The sequence below is a fragment of the Pseudomonas batumici genome (assembly GCF_036585405.1).
Classification (GTDB): domain Bacteria; phylum Pseudomonadota; class Gammaproteobacteria; order Pseudomonadales; family Pseudomonadaceae; genus Aquipseudomonas; species Aquipseudomonas batumici.
This window is the reverse complement of record NZ_CP144470.1, coordinates 6,510,319-6,528,544: the sequence shown is the minus strand read 5'-3', so window position 1 is coordinate 6,528,544 and position 18,226 is coordinate 6,510,319. Positions and strand designations below refer to the sequence as shown.

Annotated in this window: 14 protein-coding genes; 5 read left to right on the top strand and 9 right to left on the bottom strand. The window is 62.2% G+C overall.

Annotation, left to right across the window (positions count from 1 at the left end; translation table 11 throughout):
• Positions 1-32: 32 nt before the first annotated feature.
• The 7 genes from NUH87_RS30065 to NUH87_RS30035 form a co-directional block, all read right to left on the bottom strand.
• The gene (locus NUH87_RS30065; protein ID WP_338523905.1) at positions 33-779 is read right to left on the bottom strand and encodes an SDR family oxidoreductase; all 747 of its coding nucleotides are present in this window, start codon (positions 777-779) and stop codon (positions 33-35) included.
• A gap of 94 nt (positions 780-873) precedes the next feature.
• Positions 874-1,227: a gamma-glutamylcyclotransferase family protein gene (locus tag NUH87_RS30060; RefSeq protein ID WP_338523904.1), complete on the bottom strand. Its 354-nt coding sequence runs from the start codon at positions 1,225-1,227 to the stop codon at positions 874-876.
• 126 nt (positions 1,228-1,353) lie between these two features.
• Complete coding sequence (locus NUH87_RS30055; RefSeq protein ID WP_338523903.1) at positions 1,354-4,266, bottom strand: bpX6 domain-containing protein; 2,913 nt, start codon at positions 4,264-4,266, stop codon at positions 1,354-1,356.
• Positions 4,259-6,079: a hypothetical protein gene (locus NUH87_RS30050; RefSeq protein ID WP_338523902.1), complete on the bottom strand. Its 1,821-nt coding sequence runs from the start codon at positions 6,077-6,079 to the stop codon at positions 4,259-4,261. The genes NUH87_RS30055 and NUH87_RS30050 overlap by 8 nt, the downstream gene beginning before the upstream one ends.
• Positions 6,080-6,141: 62 nt before the next feature.
• Positions 6,142-6,555, bottom strand: coding sequence for a hypothetical protein (locus NUH87_RS30045; RefSeq protein WP_338523901.1), 414 nt, complete (start codon positions 6,553-6,555; stop codon positions 6,142-6,144).
• 14 nt (positions 6,556-6,569) lie between these two features.
• Entirely contained in the window at positions 6,570-7,700 is a 1,131-nt protein-coding gene (locus NUH87_RS30040) for an AAA family ATPase (protein ID WP_338523900.1), read from the bottom strand.
• 189 nt (positions 7,701-7,889) lie between these two features.
• Entirely contained in the window at positions 7,890-8,339 is a 450-nt protein-coding gene (locus NUH87_RS30035) for a hypothetical protein (RefSeq protein ID WP_338523899.1), read from the bottom strand.
• 275 nt (positions 8,340-8,614) lie between these two features.
• Between NUH87_RS30035 and NUH87_RS30030 the strand changes: the two genes are divergently transcribed.
• Both NUH87_RS30030 and mrdA read left to right on the top strand, forming a co-directional pair.
• Positions 8,615-10,105, top strand: a complete 1,491-nt coding sequence (locus NUH87_RS30030; RefSeq protein WP_338523898.1) for a serine protease — start codon at positions 8,615-8,617, stop codon at positions 10,103-10,105.
• Between the two features lie 236 nt (positions 10,106-10,341).
• Positions 10,342-12,234, top strand: a complete 1,893-nt coding sequence (mrdA, locus tag NUH87_RS30025) for a penicillin-binding protein 2 (RefSeq protein ID WP_338523897.1) — start codon at positions 10,342-10,344, stop codon at positions 12,232-12,234.
• Between the two features lie 62 nt (positions 12,235-12,296).
• Here the strand turns inward: mrdA and NUH87_RS30020 are convergent, their stop codons facing one another.
• Entirely contained in the window at positions 12,297-12,926 is a 630-nt protein-coding gene (locus NUH87_RS30020; RefSeq protein ID WP_338523896.1) for a LysE family translocator, read from the bottom strand.
• 178 nt (positions 12,927-13,104) lie between these two features.
• Here NUH87_RS30020 and NUH87_RS30015 point away from each other — a divergent pair, with 178 nt between their 5' ends.
• The 3 genes from NUH87_RS30015 to NUH87_RS30005 all read left to right on the top strand — a co-directional run bounded on the left by NUH87_RS30015 (position 13,105) and on the right by NUH87_RS30005 (position 17,726).
• The gene (locus tag NUH87_RS30015; RefSeq protein ID WP_338523895.1) at positions 13,105-14,730 is read left to right on the top strand and encodes an NADP-dependent glyceraldehyde-3-phosphate dehydrogenase; all 1,626 of its coding nucleotides are present in this window, start codon (positions 13,105-13,107) and stop codon (positions 14,728-14,730) included.
• Between the two features lie 162 nt (positions 14,731-14,892).
• A complete protein-coding gene (locus tag NUH87_RS30010; protein WP_338523894.1) occupies positions 14,893-16,473 on the top strand; it encodes a sensor domain-containing diguanylate cyclase in 1,581 nt (526 codons plus the stop codon).
• 104 nt (positions 16,474-16,577) lie between these two features.
• Positions 16,578-17,726, top strand: coding sequence for a PatB family C-S lyase (locus NUH87_RS30005; RefSeq protein ID WP_338523893.1), 1,149 nt, complete (start codon positions 16,578-16,580; stop codon positions 17,724-17,726).
• Positions 17,727-17,865: 139 nt separating this feature from the next.
• Here the strand turns inward: NUH87_RS30005 and NUH87_RS30000 are convergent, their stop codons facing one another.
• Positions 17,866-18,072 carry a hypothetical protein gene (locus NUH87_RS30000; RefSeq protein WP_338523892.1) on the bottom strand — a complete coding sequence of 69 codons (207 nt, stop codon included), beginning with the start codon at positions 18,070-18,072 and terminating at the stop codon, positions 17,866-17,868.
• Between the last annotated feature and the right edge of the window lie 154 nt (positions 18,073-18,226).

Here is an 18,226-nt window from a genome sequence, read left to right as displayed (position 1 = left end):
GCCCGAGCGACGTTCCTCGCGCAAAAACCGACTCAGCGTCCACCCGCCAGGTCGATGAAGGTACCGGTGGCGTAGGAGGCCTTGTCCGAGAGCAGCCAGACAATCGCTTCGGCCACTTCTTCGGCACGACCGCCACGGCCCATGGGAATGGCCGATTCCAGCTTGCTGACCCGGTCGGCATCGCCGCTCAAGGCATGGAACTCGGTGTAGATATAGCCGGGGCGCACGGCATTGACCCGGATGCCCTCGCCTGCCAGCTCCTTGGACAAGCCGAGGGTGAAGGTGTCCAGCGCGCCCTTGGAGGCGGCGTAGTCCACATATTCGTTGGGCGAGCCCAGGCGTGCTGCCGCCGAAGACACATTGACGATGTTGCCGCCCTGCCCGCCATGGCGCGGCGACATGCGCCGCACCGCGTGCTTGGCGCACAGGATCGGCCCCAGGGTGTTGGTCTTCAGGGTTTTCAGGATACGGAACTCGGACATTTCATCGAGCCGGGATTTCTGCCCGACGGTCCCGGCATTGTTGACCAGGGCGGTGACCGGCCCCAGTTCGGCGTCCACCCGGTTGAACAGGCGGATCACCTCATCCTCGATACTGACATCGGCGCGTACGGCAATGGCCACGGCGCCGAGTCCGCGGACCTGCTCCAGCACCCGCAGGGCCGCCGGCTCGTCCGCCAGGTAGTTGATACAGATGCGATAACCCTGCTGCGCGGCGAGCAATGCGGTGGCGGCGCCGATACCACGACTGCCGCCGGTGATGACGATGACTTTGTCCATGAATCCGCTCCCTCGATCAAGCTGTAACCTTGCCGCAAAAGCATACCCGTCGGTGACCGCTTTTGTGTAGTCACCGAAGGTCGCAAGCTTTGTACTAGGCGCTTACATAGACCCAGGCATCCAGGCCGGAGGCCAGTCGGACCGAGACCCGCCGGTAGTCCGACACTTCGTAGGCATCCGCCGCCGCCAGCTCTTCGGCGGTGATCCGGAACAGCATGCCGCTCACGCTGTCCTCGGGGTTGCGGCTGGGGCGCACGATGGGATGGTGGGTCTTGCCGCTGGTGGCGAGGACCTGGGGATCGGTGATCTCGACCCAGGATTGCGCGTAGCCGAGCATGCGATCGGCATCGCCCACCAGTTCGCGGCCGAAGTTGGAGAGCTGCACGGCCTTGTCCTGCAAGGTGCCGTAGGAGAACAACAGTACCGGCGTTTCAGTGAAATCGGACATGGTGGCTCCGCGTGTCGAAGAGGCCATAGAGTCTAGACGCTCTGCTGACGGATGCCGAGCCGATCAGCCAATGAGCGCCGTTAGAATAAAAACAGCGCGGCCTGCTCTCCACGGGCAGGCAAGCCCTCAATGAATGCTCAGGTTTCGAACCCGACTGGTGATCACATTGACATGGAAAAGCCGGCCGTCAGAGTCAGTGAAGATCCAGTCCGCCCCGTGGCGGCGCACGGCCACGTCCTGTCCCTGGCCCCAGTCCAGAATGGCACACAACTGCGACGAGCTACGGTTCATGAAATGCCAGCGCATTCGCTGCAACGACACGCGAAACCCGACCACCAGCCATTGTCGGTCAGACAATATCTGAGGCTGCAGATCCTCCGTGATCTCGGGAAAGCGAAAACGCCGCAACCGTTGCTCATCATTGACCACCAGTTCCTGCTGATCTTCTGCCGGCGCCTCGAACCAGCACTCGAGGTATTCGCCAAAGCTGTAGAACTGCCATGAAATATCCCCGCGGATCGGCTTGGGCGCAGCACCGCGACTCAGCAGGCGGCGCTCGGGCAGGCTGTAGTTCCAGCGTTCGAAAGTGCCGTCCGCCAGCTGGAGCAACCAATGTTCCCGAATATCCGTGGCGTCGAAATGTACCAGCGGGCCGGGCAAGTCGCTGACATGCCAGAGCGTAGCGAGCTCCTTGTCGATATCCACCACCCGCACCTGCTTGCGGGTGGCGATGGTCCAGGCCACCCCCTCGAAGGTACTGGCAAAGAAGTCCATGGCCAGAACCCCCAGGTCCGTGGCACTACCGGTCACCAGGTCCAGTTTGCTGACACGCCACAACTCATCGCGCCGGACCAGGGCCAGGGCAACCCGGCGATTCTTGCTGATGACCAGGCGCTGCGCAGGCACGGCGAAGCGCTGGCACAGGCTGCCGGAGCGATCAACCATCGCCGCGCCCGACTCACCCAGTGCCACCAGATACCCTTCATCGTTCAGTGGGACGGCGTCATACAGTGAGTAGCTGCCCGGTGGCGGCGCCGACCAGTGGGGTGTGGGAATAATAACCGTCGCCAGGTCCGACACGCCCTGTTGGGCAATCACCCCACTGGGCATGTCCAGCCTCAACAGTTCATCACCACTCAATTTCACCAGGGCAGCAAGCTCCTTGGGAGTGAGCCCCGGATGGCCACCGGCGTGGTCCGCCAGCACCCCATGGACAATCGCAGCCGCCATCGACCGCACCTTGCCCGCTGCGGGAGAAACCTTGAGCAGTTCCCGGGCCAGGTCCGCCCGCTCGCTGCCGCGCTGCGGATCGTCACGCAACGCACGCAGGTAAGGCTCATGGACCTCCAGGGTGTCGGGCAGCAGTACCGCCCGCTTGGCCAGTGCCGCTGCCGCCAGCCCGCCGCCGGCCGCCTCGGCACTGAGCAGCCATTGCCGGGCGCGTTCGCGGGACTTTGGCAGCGGCCAGATCACTTCCACCGCCTCCAACCAATCCCCCTGGCCGACCAACATCTCGGCCCACTCGATGCGCAATCGCTCGGCGGCTTCCGGCCAGCGATCCTGCAAACTCAGGACCGCGTTGGCAAACGCACGGTCGCGACGGGCAACCTGTACGGCTCGTTGCCAGTCGTCTGCCAGACACAGCAGCCGGACAATCATCGCCGGTCGCAAGTCCCAGGTCAGTGCCAATTCCGCCGCCTGTGGATAGCGCTGGTGTTTTTCCAGATAGTCCAACGCTTCCTGGCGCACATGCAGCAGCTCCGCCAGGACGTAAACCGCTTCTTCGATCCGCCCCTGGCGATCCAGGCGTTCGAATGTCTGGCGGTAGGTCCGGCGTAGATGCTCCCTGAGCCCGTCCGCCAGTTCCAGGCTGGCCGCAGGGCCTCGCGCCTTGCCCACGGTCAACTGGTCACGGCGCTTTGGCGTGCCAAAGGCCCGCCCGCTCCAGGCTTGGTCACTGCCCAGTGGAATCGCGTAGTGCAGCGCCTCGGCAATATTGCCGCTCTCGAACATTTCAAGCATGCGCTTCATATAGGCAGCCTGGCGCCGCTCCAGTAAACGGTTGAACTGCGAGGCCACGGCCATACGCTCCAACCACTGGCGCCAAAGTGACGGCCTGACCTGACCTCGCCGCTTGCGTTCAGGCACCGAGGCAGCGGCTGCGACAGCACCTTGTCGAGTCTGTGCGCGCGTGCCCTGGCGTAGTCGCCTGGTGGACAAGCGCACCAACCACACGACCAGGGCGACAAACAGCACACAGCCCAGGAACAAGGACGGGTTGAAGCCGGCCCCCGCCGAAGACTCGCTCAGAAGCGGCGATCGGGGGGTAGAGAGCGATGCCGGGCGAGCCGCATCCTGCCAATAGGAAATCAGCATCGCCAGCATGACCAGTCCCGACAACAGCCAGGTACGAACCGAGACCTTCAGCCCCTCGCTCGCTCGTACCACCTTCGGAACCTTCACCGCCGCGACGGGTGCCTGACGGGTCGCGGTACCGGCAGTTTTAAACGCCTTGGCGACAGCCTCCCGCTCGGCGCTGGGGGCAGGAATCACCTCCCCCAGCACTTGGCGAATGTCCTGCGATTCCCAGGCTTGCAGCACTGGTTCGGGCAGGGCTTCCCGGCAGTCATAGGTTTCCAGCAGACCATAACGCTCGATATCGAACCACTGGCCCGGTTGTAGTTCGATTCCATCGGCCAGGTTCAACGCCTGGACCCGGGCACCACGAATCAACCAGAGATCCGCCAGCGGCAGTGCACTGATTTCGTCCGACTCAAGCAACGCCGAACTCCAAGCCTGCCCCTGACGGATCAACGGCCATGGCTTGAGGCGGTCGCAGGGCATTGATTCGGCAACCTTGAAACACAGGACATCACCGTCGGCAAAACGATAGGCGCGAGCACCTGGCCGCCAATGCCGGACAATCTCTACTTGGCTGGTCACTTCGTCGAACCAGTCGCGGGGAAACCACAGCGCTCCGACCGACTGCCAGCCAACCAACCCAGGACGCTTGACGGACAGCTCAAGGATGTCACCCATCGACCTGCTCCTTACGGTTGCTCTGTACCTTCAGACGTACCTGCCGTTCGCTGACAGCGTAAACCACCAACTCACGGGCCTCGGTGATCAATGCCAATATCGTGGAGTCCGGACAGAAGCTGACCCGTAGAATTTTCGTGGTCGCCGTGAAGAGCACCTGGGTCTGTCCGCTCTTGACCAGCAGCACGCTTGTCTCGTCACTGCCAATGACCACCAGCGCAGGCTGCTCGCCCTCGACTTCATGCAACAACCCGATGGCCTTGCAGCCCGGAGCCAGTTCGAGACGGGCCAGCGGTTGAGGATGGCTGTCGTGGGTGAACAGTGTCCAGTTTTCCCGCCGGCCATGACCATATTGCACAGCACAAGAGCCGAAACGCCGACGCCAGAACGGCAGACTGGAAAACAGCACCTGCGTCGCCTCGCTACCTTCGCCCAGAGCATAGGAGTCATACTGTGTCGCGTTGAGGGTCACGTGACGAATACACAACTGGCCGGCACTGCGACTGGCATAGACCAGCACCTCATCATTGATCCGAGCCATACCGAGCACATCCCGATCCAGATAGTGAGTGATATCGGGAGCAACCGCATTCAGGCTCTTATCACTGGGCGTCATCCAGAACGCCAGGGTTCGATCGCTCGTCAGCATGAACAGCCGACTATGACGGGAGTCTCGCAGGTAGACCGCCGGGAGCAGCGTTGCCGTACCGACCGGCGCCAGCAGCTCCTCCCGGGGTGGGCGACTGACCGCGCCTATGCGTGGCAATTGCCAGAAGCGCAACTGGTCGCCAACACTCAGGACCGCGCCGGCCTGGCGATTCTGCAGGACCACACTCAAGGGCGTCGCCCCGCGCGGCCAGAGCTGCCGTTTGAACTTGGCGCTTTTTTTCTGCCCCGCCCGGGGGATCGCGTAGACCAACAGGCCCGGCTCATCCAGCAAGCGGACCGCGACATGGGTACCGGCACTGGAAATCAGCGGCGGCGAGGTTAGCGAGATTCGCTCCGACGTAGCGATGTGCGCCTCGACCGACACCTCATTCACAAACTGGCCCTTGAGCAGGCGTTGGCCTGCTGCCGCGTCGGGTAGTGGCAGGACGATCGGCGCGGTTCCCGAGGGCTGTGCCTGCAACTCCAGTGCCTCACCGAACAGCCCCTGCTGGATCTGCAAAACGCGCACGCCCTCGACCCGGGAACTCGTGACCGCCGGCAAGCGCTGACCGACCAACCAGCACTCGCTCGCCGCCTCGGGATACTCGGCCAAAACTGTCTGCCACCGCTGCCAGTGAACTTCGGTGACCACCGTATAGGTCCGCGCATCGAGCAGTCGGCGCAACTGCGAAGATGAATGCAACTCGAACAACTCGGGCTCCTGCTGCAAGACACCCCAGCGAAACTGTGCACCGTGCTCGGCCGCTCGTCGGGCCAGCAGAATCATCAGCGCCAGGTGAACCAGGCGGGCACCGCCCAGTTGCAGTGGACCGGCATCGAACAGCACCACGATCAGCCGTGAGGCCTGCCTTGCGCGAAGCTCGGGCGCGAGAAACAGATGCTCGCCGCTGGAAGCACGACGCAGGAACTCGTCGGCGAACTCATCGGCCAGCAACCACTCGCTGGTCAGCAGCCGTTCGTAGGAGCCACGCTGGCGCAAGTCACCCAGGCCATCCGGTTCCGGGACACCGCCTTGCTGTGCTCCCTTGAAGGGCCCCAGCAGCGGGCTGATGCAACCCAGCAAGGCCCCGAGAGTTGGCACCAGTTCAGGGGCAAACCACTCCAGCCATTGACGCCAGGGTTGCAAGGATTCGGGTAACTGCATGGAGGACCTACGAAGCCGGACGCCAGAGCGTCCGTGGAAGAATAAAAAAGCCAGGCATGCCGCTAGCGCCAGTAGGCATCGATGCGCGCCAACCATTCGGCACTGACCGGCAGCAATCGATCCAGCGGTACACAGGCTGCCGGCTGATGCCAGAGCAGCAGTGGCTGACGATTGAATTTCGCCGTCAGTGCCTGGGCCAGCAGATCAATCGCACAGTCCGGCTGCCAGAGACTCGGTCGCCACAGCTGCGGGGCATGTTCACAAAGGCAGGCATATTCGACGCCCGCCACCCAGGGCAAGCGCGAGGCTTCTGCGCTGACAATCAGCACATCGCGGTTGGCGGTCGCTTGCAGCCCCCGGAGTTGCTGGGCGCTCATCGCCGACAGGCGAGCATGCAGATCCCTGGCCACAAGTCCCCAGGCCACTGCCGCCACAGCTGGCCCGGGCTCGGATTGGGGCGTCCAGCCCCAACTCATTGGCAGCGCTCGGTTCATGTCGCAGGCGTCAGTTGCTTGACCAGCAGCCCCCTCAGGCCCAGCAACTCAGGCGGCATACTGTCTGCCGAGAAGTTCGCATCGATCTCGCGCAACACCGCCTCGGACTCGGCAGGGTCCAGCGCCTCTCCAGAGGATGCCCGTAGCAAACAATGCTGCGCGGCTTCCAGCAGACGGCTGGCGCGGGACAAGGGTTGCAGGGTCGCCTCCTCCACTGCACTGAACAGATTGCTGTTGCTCGACAGTTGCAGAACTTCGCGCAGCACTTCGCGACCATGCTGTTGTGCTTCCTTGGTCGCCAGTGCGTACAACAACGGCCAAAGGTCCGCCTCGGTGGCCTGCAGGCGGCCGCCGAGCAAGGCCGCAGCGGCAATCAGCCGCTGGGACTTGACGATACGCCGGTCGGACAGCTGGATACCCGCTGCCCGAAGTCGCCGAATGGCATTCGCCAGGGCTGGCCGGACCGACTGCATATCGACGTCCTGCATCGCCTGGCTCAAAGTGTCCAGTTCACTCAGATTCATCAGTTGCCGAACCGGCAGCCGATCGGACTGCCAACCACCGCTGAGCATGGCTTCAAGCTGGTTGTCCGGCACCGCGTCGACAAACAGGTGCAGCAGGAAGCGATCACCGAACGCGGCCAGCGCTTCATCGTCAGGCAAGCCGTTGGCAGCCCCCACACAGATTCGCAACGGGCACTTGATCCGGGTGTGCCCGCGCCGGAACTGACGCTCGTTAAGCACCCCGAGCAAGGTGTTGAGAATCGCGGTCGAACCCAGGAAGACCTCATCGAGGAATACAATGTCTGCCTCGGGCAGCATGCCGCTGACATCGGTCTCGACCGTGCCTTCGCGGAGTTTCTTCAGGTCCACCGGGCCGAACAGCTCAGAGGGTTCGGTGAAGCGCCCCAGCAGATACTCGAAATAGCGCCCGCCCATGGCCTGGGCCACGCGCCGCACCACTGCGCTCTTGGCCGTCCCCGGAGGACCAACCACCAGCAAATGCTCCTGGGCCACGGCGGCCAGTACGATCAGCTCTGCCAACTGTTCGCGTCCGACCAGTCCTTCGGTTGCCGCCCTGACGCCCTGACGGATGTGTTGTGCGGCTAGCTGTATGGCGGACGACATGCGACGGATCCTTCCTGGAACAAAAGTGCGGATCTTGCCTTAAACACGCGTGATCGCAAAGAGCCAGCTTGTTTCTCCTTTCTTCCGCAGCTATCGGCGCAGTCGCCTCCATGGTTGTGCGAAGAGGCTAGACCACCCAGCGACACGACTCGCACCGCGCCTTCGCGCTGACAGCCCGCTATGTGGCACTCAATCGAGTGCTCGAGGGACAGGTATGCGTTGTTGCGGATCGTAGAAAAACTGCTCCTGCGCGATACGCTCGCCCTCCCAACGCTGGTGGGCGATTTCTTCCAGGCGGGTGACGCTGCCGTCGGCCCATTCGAAGCGGAAAATCCAGCGAATGGCCACATGATCGCCATTGAGAAAGGCCGGGCGCACACAGGTCGAGGTCACGGAGCGCGCCCGGGACATCACCACCCGCTCCTTGGCGACATGAAAGTCACGCCCGACCCGCGGCGGTTCCTGGTTCTCCTGTAGCGAGGCGTCGGCGGTGTAGAAGGCTTCGACCGCTTCGGCGTGGGCATTGGCTTCGACCTGGGCGATAAAGCGTTCGAGGGTTTCAAGGGTCGGCATGGTCAGCTCCTGGCAGGGGTGATCGGCACTCATCACGCCATTGAGGCTAAGGTCGGCGACGGACAATGGAAAGGTCCATTCCGGCTGATCTGTGCAGTACCAATCAGCTAACGCCGCCCGACCGCCCAGGGGCTGAGGAACATCTCCGAGGCATAACGCAGGGCCATCAATAATATGAGACCTTCAGGTAAATGAACTACCTATACGGACCACTGGATGATTTCGTTCACGGGGGTGCCTACAACTATATATCGCACACATAAAAATCCTATGTGCTTAGATCGCTTTCAATCACCGCTCACATGATATCGAACACACCGCAAAACCTAAAGGAATAGACCATGCGTGCATTATTGACCACGGGCCTTGTTTTATATATCAACCTTCTGACGCCTTCACTTTATGCCGCCGCCTTTGAAACAGAAGATAACTTCATTCCTCCCCGTCTGGCCCTCAAAAATGAAAATGGGGAAAGTCGGCATTTGAGCGGTGTTGGCCGACTGGCAGGCAATTGCACGGCCACATTGATTGATACCCGCTATCGCCATGAGGCGACCGCGCAACCCGCCTATTTGGTAACCGCTGGACATTGCGTCAGCGGCACTCAAAAAAGAATCATCACGGACCTAATCCTCACAAATAAAATTATGGATTTCACGATAGAGTTCAATTATTTCCGCGATGTCATCGAGCAGATAAAAACCTACACACTGAAAAAAATCAACTGGAGCAGCGTACGCGGCATCGACCTTGCCGTGATCGAACTGGAGGCTTCGCTGACAGAACTGATCGACGCGGGTATCCAGCCACTCAGTATCGGCTCGCGTCCGGAACCTGGCAGCGCCATTGCGATAATCGGCGCCCCTGGGGGGGATTTCTTGCATCAATCCCTCTGTACGCTGGCGCCCGCAAAGGATGTTTACATCGATAATAACGAGGAATCGAGGATACTGCTCAACAGTCTCAATGCTCAGTGCCGCAGAATTGGAAGGGGGGCATCCGGTGGCCCCATCGTGGAGCGCGAGACGGGTAAAATCGTGGGGGTCCTGAATGGTGCCTTTGGTGACTCGGAGGTATACGGCTCTGCCATTCAGTCCCTTCAAGGATGTTTTACATCCGGTCAGTTTGATCCCTCAATCACCCGTTGCAGCTTATTTCCAGTCTACGATATTGACGCCATCGCCCCACAACACCGGCAAAACTTCCTGCCCGCCAAACCAGATCAAGGCCTGGAAGCCGTCATGCCATCCTGGGATCTGAAATTTTCCATCAGCACGCCTTTCTATCGCTACAAAATCGAGCGCTCATTGACATCGCCTTGCGAGAGCCCCCATGGCTACAGTGAGGCTATCAGTGCCGACAATGCCTATATCAATAAGGCAATCGGCACGACAAAGGGTCGCCATTGGTTATGCATCATCGGTGTTGAGACTTCCGAGCAGCGCCCCTTCCACGGCATCATGAAAAATAATCAATCGATGTGGGTCGACTTGCTGGATCACGGCAATGAACCGCCGAACGTCGATATCGCCACCGAGCGCGATAACGTCTCCGAGCCAGCGATTTATAACCTGTTTGCATCCACCTACTTTTCACCGCCCACTTATGCGCAGATCTATTCGAAAACAGGCCCAGCCTCACAGGTGGATTGCGATGATCCTCAGGGCTATGACGAAATGCACCGCCGTGCTCGTGAACCGTGGGTCCTTCTGGCGAGTTGGAACAGCACGCAGGAAGAAGCCAAGCTTTGCGTCTATAGCAAAAATGCCCATGGCGAGTCATCAAGAGCCTCAATGCATTGGCTCAAAGTCGCCGATGACTGGAAAAGCTGATCCACCGTCACCATCCAGGCCTGTGGCCGCACGCGGCAGCGGGCCCGGTCGGCCCGCTAACCGCCCCTGCCTGAGAACCCTCCCCAGAGCCCACCTTTTAGCGGTTAGCCATCAATAAAGCCCCTAAATCCGGCGCTTCTTGGTATCGTGTGCGCCGATTTAAATAGCCACCTATGCATCTTTCGTCTTAGCAGACTTTTTCATATTCAATTTTCTTTGCACAAGACAGGTTCCTGATGTCCGATCCCATTCATATCAAGGATCACGAGAACGAAAAGCGCCTGGTGAACAAGCGCCTGTTGGCGTGCGGCATCCTGGTCCTGGCACTGGCCGGCAGCCTGGTTGGCCGCCTGTATTTCCTGCAGGTCACCGAGTTTTCCTATAACTCCACCGTCTCGGAAAACAACCGCGTCCACGTCCTGCCGATCCCGCCGGAACGCGGGTTCATTTTCGACCGTAACGGCGAAGTGCTCGCCGACAACCAGCCCAGCTTCAACATGACCCTGACCCGCGAACGCGCCGGTGACGTCGGCCAGGTGCTGGACACGGTGATGAGCGTGCTCAATCTGCCGGAAGAAGACCGGACGATGTTCGCCAAGATCCTCAAGCAGTCGCGCCACCCGTTCGAGCCGGTCACCCTGCTCTACGAACTGACCGAACAGCAGATTGCCCTGCTGGCGGTGAACGAGTTCAAGCTCCCGGGCATCGAGGTCGAGCCGCAGTTCGTCCGGCATTACCCGCTGGGCGATCATTTCGCCCATTCGGTGGGCTATGTCGGACGGATCAACGAAAAGGAAAGCAAGCAGCTGGACCCGGTGGAATACCGGGGCACCCAGTCCATCGGCAAGACCGGCATCGAGCGCTTCTACGAAAACGAACTGCACGGCCACGTCGGCTACGAGGAAGTCGAGACCAACGCCCAGGGCCGGGTGATGCGGGTGCTCAAGCACACCGATCCGATTCCCGGCAAGAACATTGTCCTGAGCCTGGATGTCCATCTGCAGGAGGCCGCCGAGAAGGCCCTGGGCGATCGCCGCGGCTCGGTGGTGGCCATCGATCCGAAGACCGGCGATGTGCTGGCGATGGTCAGCAAGCCGAGCTTCGATCCGAACCTGTTCGTCACCGGGATCCGCGCCAAGGACTATTCGGCCCTGCGCGATTCCATCGACCGTCCGCTGTTCAACCGGGCCCTGCGCGGGCTCTATGCGCCCGGCTCGACCATCAAGCCGGAAGTGGCCATCGCCGGCCTCGACAGCGGTGTGATTTCCCCCAGCACCCGGGTGTTCGACCCCGGTTATTTCCAGTTGCCCAATGTCGAGCACAAATACCGCAACTGGAACCACAGCGGCGACGGCTGGGTCGACCTGAACGCGGCGATCATGCGTTCCAACGACACCTACTTCTATGACCTGGCGAACAAGCTGGGCATCGACCGCCTGCACGACTACCTGAACAAGTTCGGCGTCGGGCAGAAGGTGTCGCTGGACATGTTCGAGGAAGCACCGGGATTGATGCCGTCACGCGAATGGAAACGCATGACCCGGCGCCAGGCCTGGTTCCCCGGCGAGACGGTGATCCTTGGCATCGGCCAGGGCTACATGCAGGTCACCCCGCTGCAACTGGCCCAGGCCACCACGCTGATCGCCAACAAGGGCGTGTGGAATCGCCCGCACCTGGCCCGGAGCATCGGCCAGGTCGCGCCGGTGGACGAGCACCCGATTCCCAATATCGTGCTGCGTGACCCCAAGGAATGGGAGCAGGTCAACTACGCCATGCAGTTGGTGATGCACGATCCGCGCGGTATCGCCCGGGCGGCGGCGGTGGGTGCGCAGTACCGCATCGCCGGCAAGAGCGGCACGGCGCAGGTGGTGGCGATCAAGCAGGGCGAGCGCTATGACCGCCTGAAGACCGCGGAGCGTAATCGCGACAACGCCCTGTTCGTCGGCTTCGCCCCGGCGGAAGACCCGCAGATCGTGATTTCGGTGATGATCGAGAACGGCGAAGCCGGTGGTCGGGTGGCCGGTCCCGTGGTGCGGGAGATTCTCGATGCCTGGCTGCTGGACAAGGACGGCAAGCTCAAGCCTGAATATGCGCATCCGCTCAAACAGCACGAGGATCCGAAGGTTTAGTCAAGGCTACTGGCCCCTTCGCGGCGGTGCGGCGAAGGGGCCCTCAAGAACAATCCCGCCCGTCAGGCCGCAGCGCCGCGCCGATAAAACGCCAACACCCCGCCCAAGGTCATCAGCAAACCACCGGTCACCCGGTTGAACGCCCGCAGATGCCCGCCCTGCAACCGACTCAACAAGCGCGCGCCGCACAGCGCGTAAAACGACATGATGCTGACATTGAGCAACGTCAGCACCCCGGCCAGCGCGGCATATTGCGGCAGCTGCGGTTGCGTGCTGTCGATGAACTGCGGCAGGAACGCCGACATGAACAGCAACGCCTTGGGATTGGTCAGCGCCACCACGAAACAGCGCATGAACAAACCGATGGAGCGGTTCGAACCCTCCTGGGCCGGCAGTTCGGCCAAGGTCCCGGTCGAACGCAGCATTTTCCAGCCCAGCCAGACCAGATAGGCCGCCCCCACCCACTTCACCGCCTGGAACAGCGTCTCGCTGGCCTGCAGCAGGATCCCCAGGCCACAGGCCACCGCCGTCACCAGCAGCGCATCGGCCAGCACCGCCCCGCCCATGCCCCAGGCCGCCGCCCGTACGCCGTGGTTGGAACCATTGTGCAAAGCCAGCAGCACCGTCGGGCCGGGCATGGCGATGATCGCCGCCGAGCTGATCAGGAACAGGAGCAACGTTGCCAGCGTCATGAAGGTCGCCTTGAAAATGAAAAATGAACACCATTCTGCGGCCAGCACGGACAGGCTTCAACCGCCGGCACACCAGCCTGTCGTTTGCGCTGGACGGGACTAAGCTGTTTCGTGATAAAACAGGCCCATGCACTGAAGCGTTTCAGCGTCCTTTCCCATCAGACAGGGTGATAGCCTCATGACCGACCAGCAGCTGCTCGACTCACTGTTCCCCGCCGCCGCGGACATTCCGGAAAAATATCGCTTCGAAGGCCAGCTGGAACAGCGCGAATACCTGGTCAATGGCACCTTGCGCACCTGGCACGGCCCGCTGGCTCAGGTGCGCAGCCCGGTGTACCTCGCCACCGCCAGCGGCGATGAACAGGTGATCCTCGGCAGCACCCCGCTGCTGGATGCCGAGACCGCCCTCGGCGCCCTCGACGCCGCGGTCCAGGCCTATGACCGCGGCCAGGGCGAATGGCCGACAATGCGCGTGGCCGAGCGCATCCAGCATGTCGAAGCCTTTCTGCGGCGCATGCGCGAGCAGCGCGAGGCGGTGGTCAAGCTGCTGATGTGGGAGATCGGCAAGAACCTCAAGGATTCCGAGAAGGAATTCGACCGCACCTGCGACTACATCGTCGACACCATCAACGCCTTGAAGGAACTCGACCGCCGCTCCAGCCGCTTCGAGCTGGAGCAGGACACCCTCGGCCAGATCCGCCGCGTGCCCATGGGCGTGGCGCTGTGCATGGGCCCCTACAACTACCCGCTGAACGAAACCTTCACCACCCTGATCCCGGCGCTGATCATGGGCAATACCGTGGTGTTCAAGCCGGCCAAGCTCGGCGTACTGCTGATCCGTCCCCTGCTGGAAGCCTTCCGCGACAGCTTCCCGGCCGGGGTGATCAACGTGATCTATGGCAGCGGCCGGGAAACCGTCAGCGCCCTGATGGCCAGCGGCAAGATCGATATCTTCGCCTTCATCGGCACCAACAAGGCCGCCAGCGACCTGAAGAAACTCCATCCCCGGCCTCACCGCCTGCGCGCCGCCCTGGGCCTGGATGCGAAGAATCCGGCCATCGTGCTGCCCGAGGTCGACCTGGACAACGCGGTCAACGAGTGCGTCACCGGTTCGTTGTCGTTCAACGGCCAGCGCTGCACCGCGCTGAAGATCCTGTTCGTGCATGAGGACGTGGTCGAAGGTTTCATCGAGAAATTCAACCGCAAGGTGCACAGCCTGGTACCGGGCATGCCCTGGGAAAACGGCGTGTCCCTGACGCCACTGCCGGAAGCCGGCAAGGTCGACTACCTCAATGCCCTGGTGGCCGATGCCCAGGCCAAGGGGGCCGCGGTGATCAATCCCGGGGGTGGCCAGACCCGGGCCTCGTTCTTCTATCCGGCGGTGCTTTACCCGGTGAATGCCGGGATGCGCGTGTACCAGGAGGAGCAGTTCGGCCCGGTGGTACCCATCGTGCCCTACCGTGACCTGGAAACCGTGATCGACTACGTGCTGGAGTCGGACTTCGGCCAGCAGTTGAGCATTTTCGGCACCGATCCCGCCCAGGTCGGCCGGCTGGTGGACACCTTCGCCAACCAGGTCGGGCGGATCAACATCAATGCCCAGTGCCAGCGTGGCCCGGACACCTACCCGTTCAACGGGCGCAAGAACTCGGCCGAAGGCACGCTCTCGGTGCACGATGCGCTGCGGGTGTTCTCGATCCGCACCCTGGTGGCAACCCGGTTCCAGGACGGCAACAAGGCGCTGATCAGCGATATCATCCGTCACCGCGAGTCGACGTTCCTGACCACCGACTACATCTTCTGAAGCCCCCAGGCGGTGCGGTTCAAACCTGTAGGAGCCGGCTTGCCGGCTCCTACAGGTCAGTGCTGGCACGGGTTTTTCATGCCTGGGCTAGGGCTGCCGGGCGCTCTGATCTATCATTGCCAATAGGCTGCCCGGCCTCGCCATCATTTTCATAAGAAATCCATGCCACGCATCGACCTCCGCCGCTTGATCCTGTTGCTGTCGCTTTCCGTCGTCACCCTGACCGCCGGTAACCTTTTCTTCGCCAGCTACCAGACCCAGCGCAACTTCCTGATGGCCCAGACCCTGGAAGCCAATCGGATCTATGCCGTGAAGCTGGCCAGCACCACCGAGAACTTCCTCAAGTTGACCCAGCAACAACTGGCCTTCAGCGCCGCCCTGCTCCCCGAAATCTGGGACCAGCCCGAAAAACTGTGGCAGGAGACCCACCGGCTGCGCCGCGAGACCAACAGCTTCAACTCCGTGACGGTCATCCGCGCGGACGGCAAGATCATCGCGGCATCCCCCAGCTACATGAACCTGACGGGCACCTTTTCCAGCAGCGAAGGCTTTCGCCAGGCCACTTCGCGGCGCCAGCCGAATATCTCGCAGCCCTATATCGGCTCCAGCAACCACCTGATGATCCAGATCTCGCATCCGGTCTTCGACGCCGACGGCAACTACCTCGGCTACCTGGGCGCCGGGATCTACCTCAACGAACCAAACATCCTGCACTCGCTGCTGGGCGAACAGTATTACCGCGACGGCACCTACCTCTATGTGGTCGACACCCAGGGCCGGCTGATCTATCACCAGGACCCGACGCGGGTGGGCGACGTGGTCAAGGGCAACCCGGCCATCGATGCCGTGATCGCCGGCCAGACCGGCAGCCTGCGGTTGAACAACTCCCAGGGCATCGACATGCTCACCGGCTATGCGCCGGTGCCGCGAATCGGCTGGGGCGTGATCAGCCAGCGCCCCACCGCCATCACCCTGGAGGGCCTGCAACGACTGATGCTGGAGGTCGCCGGTTATGCCGTGCCGCTGTTGCTGCTGTCGCTGCTGGGCATCTGGTGGATTTCGACGCTGATCACCAAACCCCTCTGGCAACTGGCCAACTCCACCCAGTATTGGGGCTCCTCCACCGCCGCCCAGTCGGTCAGCAAGGTGAGGGCCTGGTATTACGAGGCGGCCCAGCTCAAGAACGCCATGCAAAAGGCCCTGATGTCGCTGCACCAGCAACTGGGCCGGCTCAATCAGGAAAACGTCACCGACCCGCTGACCGGCCTGACCAACCGACGCGGCCTGCAGCTGATCCTCGAAGACTGGGAAAACCGCCGGCAGCCCTTCTCGGTACTCGCCCTGGACATCGACCACTTCAAGCAGGTCAACGACAGCTACGGGCACAGCGCCGGCGACCTGGTGCTGCAACACCTGGCCCAGCAGATGCGCCGCCACTCCCGGGAAAGCGACGTGCTCTGCCGCCACGGCGGCGAGGAGTTCCTGATGCTGTTGCCCGGTACCCCACCGAGCCAGGCGATCCAGGTGGCCGAGCGTTTGCGCGCGGCGATGGCCTATACCGAAAGCCCGAACGGCATCCCGGTCACCGTGTCCCTGGGCGTGGCCAGTTGGCCCCAGGCGCGCAAGACCGTGGCGCTGGTGCTCAAGGAAGCGGACCAGGCTCTCTACCGGGCCAAGGAAAGCGGGCGCAATCGCGTGGTCCAAGCCGATCAGGACATGCCACCGGACGACGCGAACGGATAGACTGGGCGTCCCGGACGACGTAAGCCGGGCCCCTGCCCGCCACCGCCTTTCAGGCCACGAACACCCGACGACTTCGGGGATTTCTTTCGAGACTTACCGCCAGCATGACCTTTGATTTCGACACGCTGATCGACCGCCACAACACCGGCAGCACCAAATGGAGCCGCTACCCGGCCGATGTCCTGCCCATGTGGGTGGCCGACATGGACCTGCCGGTGGCGAACGCGATCACCCAGGCCCTGCACAAGCGCCTGGAACATCCGCAACTGGGTTACAGCGTGGCCCAGGACACCCTGCGCCAGGCCATCGTCGCCGACCTCTGGGCCAAGTACGCCTGGCGGGTGCAGCCCCAGGAGCTGATTTTCCTGCCGGGGGTCGAGCCGGGTTTCAACATGGCCCTGCGCGCCTTCGTGCAACCGGGCCAGAACGTCGTGGTGCAGACACCGAACTACCGCCCGCTGCGCCTGGCGCCAGGCCACTGGAACCTGCCGAAAGTCGAGCTGGCGTTCGACCGCGATGCCCGGGGTGACTACGTCACACCGTTCAGCGCCCTGCGCGACGCCTTGCAGGGTGGCGGCGCGCTGCTGCTGAGCAACCCGCACAACCCGCTGGGCAAGGTCTACCCCCGGGAAGAACTGCAACAGGTGGCGGACATCTGCCTGGAACAGGGTGCGCTGATCATCAGCGACGAAATCCACGCCGACCTCTGCTTCGACGGCCGTCGCCATGTGCCGATCGCCTCGCTGAGCCCCGAGATCGCCAAGCACAGCATCACCCTGATGTCGGCGAGCAAGGCCTATAACATCGCCGGCTTGAAGACCGCCTACGCCATCGTCCAGGACCCGGCGCTGCGTGAACGCTTCAACTCTGCCCGCGCAGGGATGGTCGACAGCGTCAACGTCCTGGGGCTGGAAGCGACCTGCACCGCCTACACCGAGTGCGGAGCGTGGCTCAAGGCCCTGATCGAGTACCTGCAGGCCAACCGCGACTACCTGCAACACGCCGTGGCGACCCGCCTGCCGGGCGTGGTCCTGCAGCCGATGCAGGGCACTTACCTGGCCTGGCTGGATTGCAGCGCATTGGGCCTGGAGGACCCGTACCGGTTCTTCCTGGAAGAGGCCAAGGTGGGGTTGAGCGCCGGGGTCGAATTCGCCGACGACGCCCAGCAGTTCGTCCGCTTGAATTTCGGCTGCCCGCGGGCGTTGCTGGAGGAAGGCATCAGCCGGATGGAGCAGAGTTTGCGTCGGCGCTGAAACCGCGACGCTGAAAACACTGCGATCGATGTAGGAGCGAGCTTGCTCGCGATGGTCGTCCAGGCACCGCGGGGTATTAGATACCCCGCGTTATCGTTGACCTCCATCGCGAGCAAGCTCGGCTCCTACAAGTACAAGGTCAGGCCTGCTTGTTCAGGCGCGGTTTGGCTTTAGGAAAATAGGGTTGTTTGACCAGCAGCGTCGACACGGGCTTCACCGCCTTGGCCGAGGACTCTTCAACTGGCGGCTCCCCGCCAAACTCCGCCACATAAGCCGTCTGGCCGCAACGCAGCCGATTGTTGATCGGAAACTCATCCCCGTTGTCGTAAATGTACGCGTCCTTCATGGCCATCTCCTGCTCGACATCATCGATCCCCACCAGGGAAAACACCCGGCGGCTTCAAAAACATTGAGAGTAGCCGACCGACAAAAATTCGCAGACGCTGACCCAAGGTTCCGACGAATGACCACCCGGTCACGAACACTCCGTTTTCGTGACC

Coding starts and splice junctions, on each gene's coding strand:
- NUH87_RS30045 (WP_338523901.1), bottom strand. CDS start 6,555: ATGAGTTGGGGCTGGACGCCCCAATCCGAGCCCGGGCCAGCTGTGGCG.
- NUH87_RS30030 (WP_338523898.1), top strand. CDS start 8,615: ATGCGTGCATTATTGACCACGGGCCTTGTTTTATATATCAACCTTCTG.
- NUH87_RS30015 (WP_338523895.1), top strand. CDS start 13,105: ATGACCGACCAGCAGCTGCTCGACTCACTGTTCCCCGCCGCCGCGGAC.
- NUH87_RS30065 (WP_338523905.1), bottom strand. CDS start 779: ATGGACAAAGTCATCGTCATCACCGGCGGCAGTCGTGGTATCGGCGCC.
- NUH87_RS30005 (WP_338523893.1), top strand. CDS start 16,578: ATGACCTTTGATTTCGACACGCTGATCGACCGCCACAACACCGGCAGC.
- NUH87_RS30020 (WP_338523896.1), bottom strand. CDS start 12,926: ATGACGCTGGCAACGTTGCTCCTGTTCCTGATCAGCTCGGCGGCGATC.
- NUH87_RS30055 (WP_338523903.1), bottom strand. CDS start 4,266: ATGGGTGACATCCTTGAGCTGTCCGTCAAGCGTCCTGGGTTGGTTGGC.
- NUH87_RS30050 (WP_338523902.1), bottom strand. CDS start 6,079: ATGCAGTTACCCGAATCCTTGCAACCCTGGCGTCAATGGCTGGAGTGG.
- mrdA (WP_338523897.1), top strand. CDS start 10,342: ATGTCCGATCCCATTCATATCAAGGATCACGAGAACGAAAAGCGCCTG.
- NUH87_RS30000 (WP_338523892.1), bottom strand. CDS start 18,072: ATGAAGGACGCGTACATTTACGACAACGGGGATGAGTTTCCGATCAAC.
- NUH87_RS30010 (WP_338523894.1), top strand. CDS start 14,893: ATGCCACGCATCGACCTCCGCCGCTTGATCCTGTTGCTGTCGCTTTCC.
- NUH87_RS30060 (WP_338523904.1), bottom strand. CDS start 1,227: ATGTCCGATTTCACTGAAACGCCGGTACTGTTGTTCTCCTACGGCACC.
- NUH87_RS30040 (WP_338523900.1), bottom strand. CDS start 7,700: ATGTCGTCCGCCATACAGCTAGCCGCACAACACATCCGTCAGGGCGTC.